Genomic DNA, 3,334 nt, shown 5'->3' with positions numbered 1-3,334 from the left:
ATACGCCGCTTGCGTCATTCCGCTGCTTTGCCAAGTGTTCAGGTGGTGTATCCAATGCGCGGTTAAGGTCATGCATTATCCTCTTCAAAAATTTTGAGAATAACGGTTCTGAACTTATTAGAACAGGTGGTTTGGTTGAGCGCTTACGCAAAATTCGCTCAAGACCAGCCTACATACTCGCCAAATGCGTGAACTAAGGGCAGCAATGGCTCAGCAACAGCTAAGTCTACGAAAAATCACCGGAATACATTGCGAATAGTGGTAAGGGTAAATCGCCTATAAAAGTTACACGATAACCGGCTAACCATGCCGATTTTTTACGCCCATTTATTATGGGTGTTTTTTCCAAAACTGCTTATTATGTGCTTATTAAAAATTTTTCAGGCATAAAAAAAAGGACTTAGATTTGCATCTAAGTCCTTGTATTTTTGGAGCTGGTGAAAGGATTCGAACCATCGACCGGCTGATTACAAATCAGCTGCTCTACCAACTGAGCTACACCAGCAAAGAAGCGTTATTATATAAAAAATTTTATTGTTGTCTAGTTTTTTTGATTTCTTCTAGCAATTCGCTCGTCATAACCACTTATACGAATTTTGGGCAAAGCAACTTGAGTCGGATACTAAACAAAGTATGAAAAATAACTATCCGCTTTGTTTTGCGCGAACTATCAATATCTTAAGGAGGTAACACAATACCTTGAGGTGGTGCGTTGGTTAGGCGTTGTTTCCATTGTTGCACTAAGGCTGAATTATCATGTTGCCAAGGATGAAATCCTGGTAAGTAATAGCGAAAATATGGCAGCATAATATAGGGAACAATACCAGGCTTGATAAATAAGTAGCGTATCCAACCTGTACCAAACGTTTTGGTAGGTGTTGTGGTCTCGATTTTTGCGCGCTTTTTTCTTTTAAACAATAGCTTAGGGTTTGTGGTAAATACCAATAACATGCTTAATACAATCGCTAATAACATACACACGCTAACCAGCAGCATAGTCAAACAACGTTCGATATAGCCAAAAAAACCGCCATGCATGGTTTGGTAAACATCAAAACACACAGCCTTATGTTCAGTTTCTTCTACTGCGTGCCATAACCACAGTTCGGCGTATACCGGATGCGCTAGCCGTCTAAAGGCTTGACTGTTGAGTAATTGGTCGGCGAATAGTGCGGTGAAATGTTCTAACGCACACGAAATCGCTAAGAGCGTTCGGGTTGGATATAAATGCCTTGATGTGTCTAAAAACAGTTTGGCAACGTTTTCAATCACAAACATTTTTTTGTTTTGTGCTTTTAATATTTGATTGCACAAATGATGTTGCTTGCTATGCATGGCTTCTTGCGCAATAAAGCCTGCTACTTGTTCCCGTAACACAGGCTCGGTGATTTTGTCTTTGTATTGTTTTACGGCATCGATAAAAAACTGTTCGCCTATCGGAAACATGATTGAGATAGCATTACAGAAATTAAATATTGCCGGATTGCCGTTATACCATTGATAAGGCAAATCAGTGGAAAAACCAAAATCAACTTTTCGGCCTTTAATCGTAATACAATCGGGTTTACTAACCATTGATGCAAAACCTCATAGAGTAAAATCGTGCAACATATACCATTGCTCTGTGTGCGCTTTCAACCACTTTTCTAACTGCTGCTCTAGCACGTAAAAACTTTGTTGAAAAGCTTCAGCGCCGGGTTCAGGTTTAAGGGGTTGGCCTAACGTGATGGTAAAACGCGAACCGGGTTCGCGCAATGGCCAGATAGGGATAATCGTGGCTTGATAGCGTTGAGCTAAGCGTAATGCAAAGCTAAGATTGCTACTGTGTAATGCCGATACACGCCCAAAAGCAGGAACTTTTTAATTGCTGTTTTTTTACTTCATCAATCGCTAGCCATAACGCGCCTTGCCCAGCTAACTGTTTACACATTTTCCGCATCGCCTCAGAGCCTGAGGGAATGAGTTTTATCACGCCACCCATGCGTTCACGGGCCGAATCAGCAATACGGCTAGCAAAACGGTTGCGCACGGGGTGGTAAAGCCCCATGACATCAAAGCCGTAACCAATCACGTAATTGCCGCATAACTCCCAATTACCGGTATGGGCAAATACAAAAATCATCGGTTGTTTTTGCGCAATAAACGGCGCTAATACCTGCTCGTTAATTATGGTGACACGGTTAGCGGCGAAGAGTTTATCCAATAACGAATATTCTGCCATGTGGCAACCGATATGCTGCCACATCTGTGTTAGCATTTCGGTACGCTCAGCCTGTGTTAACTCAGGGCGTAATAGCGCTAAATTGTGTTCTGCGCGCTGATGCTCTTTAGTAAAACGGTATTTAGCCGCTAAAGGCCCTAAAAACCGGCCAATAGCGGCATTCGCAGCTATGGGTATCACTCTTAGTGAATAGTGACAGATATAATCGAGCGCCCCCCAAAACGGGTCGCTAAGCCAATAACGCCATTGTCGCTTACGCCACGTTTTATCGGTTAACCCGCGCAAGTTAAATTGAGTCATCGCGGGTAAATTTGCATAGGTAAATTATCCTTAGGCCTTAACGTCAACCGGCATTCATGACTGACCTCTACGCCATCGGGTACGCGTAGCGTAAAGTGCTTAGCTAAAATCGCTAAACACAGCGTTGTTTCGACTAAGCCGAAATATTTGCCAATACAGACTCTAGGGCCAATACTAAAAGGGATATACGTGTAACGATCCGGTTTTTCTGCGGCTTCATCTAAAAACCGTTCGGGAATAAAATGGTCAGGTTGTTGCCAATATTGTTTATGTCTATGTAACAACCAAGGCACGACTAACACAATAGAGCCTGCTGGAACATGACGCCCGCGTATCGTGTCATCGGCAATCGCTTCGCGCGATAAAATCGGCACCGGCGGGTATAAGCGCATGGTTTCTTCGATAATGGCGCGGGTATAACTGAGTTTGGCAACATCAGCAAAGGTCGCATGACCGCTAGCCAACACAGTATCTACTTCGTCGTGTAAGCGCTGTTCGACCTCTGGGCATTGCGAAATTAAATACCAAGCCCAGGCTAACGTGTTAGCGGTTGTTTCGTGACCGGCCATGAATAACACGATAAGTTCGTTGCGTATTTGTTCGCGGGTTAACGTGGTCGGGGTTACCGTAGCGCTTTGTAGCTTTAAAAATTGTGCTAACAAGGTATCGTTTAAGCCTGCTTGCTCCGCTTTAGCAATGACATTATCGACAATCGCATGAATCGCTTTAGCGGCTTTGCTGGCTTTGTTATTGCCTAAACCCGGTATCCAACTCGGCAAGCCAAAAAAGGTGTTAATATCCATTTGCTCAATC

4 protein-coding genes, 1 tRNA gene and 1 pseudogene are annotated in these 3,334 nt (G+C 43.4%); 1 reads left to right on the top strand and 5 read right to left on the bottom strand.

What is annotated here, in order from left to right:
• Positions 1 to 197: hypothetical protein (locus VZ94_RS27420; RefSeq protein WP_204369237.1), on the top strand; the 197-nt coding region annotated here is incomplete at its 5' end.
• 232 nt (positions 198 to 429) lie between these two features.
• Here VZ94_RS27420 and VZ94_RS20875 read toward each other — a convergent pair.
• The 5 genes and pseudogenes from VZ94_RS20875 to VZ94_RS20860 form a co-directional block, all read right to left on the bottom strand.
• A tRNA-Thr gene (locus tag VZ94_RS20875) sits at positions 430 to 505 on the bottom strand.
• Positions 506 to 678: 173 nt separating this feature from the next.
• On the bottom strand, positions 679 to 1,575 hold the full coding sequence (locus tag VZ94_RS20870) for a metal-dependent hydrolase (protein WP_045780719.1): 897 nt from the start codon (positions 1,573 to 1,575) through the stop codon (positions 679 to 681).
• A gap of 12 nt (positions 1,576 to 1,587) precedes the next feature.
• A pseudogene (locus VZ94_RS31250) lies at positions 1,588 to 1,794 on the bottom strand (LpxL/LpxP family acyltransferase); the annotation flags it as partial.
• Positions 1,795 to 1,819: 25 nt separating this feature from the next.
• Entirely contained in the window at positions 1,820 to 2,521 is a 702-nt protein-coding gene (locus VZ94_RS20865; RefSeq protein WP_045780718.1) for a lysophospholipid acyltransferase family protein, read from the bottom strand.
• Positions 2,518 to 3,334 (bottom strand): cytochrome P450 (locus VZ94_RS20860; RefSeq protein WP_045780717.1); only part of this gene is annotated, 817 nt, incomplete at its 5' end. The genes VZ94_RS20865 and VZ94_RS20860, both read right to left, overlap by 4 nt.

This window comes from Methylocucumis oryzae (genome assembly GCF_000963695.1).
In the GTDB taxonomy this organism is placed as follows: Bacteria; Pseudomonadota; Gammaproteobacteria; order Methylococcales; family Methylomonadaceae; genus Methylovulum; species Methylovulum oryzae.
This window is presented reverse-complemented; position numbering and strand designations above follow the sequence as displayed.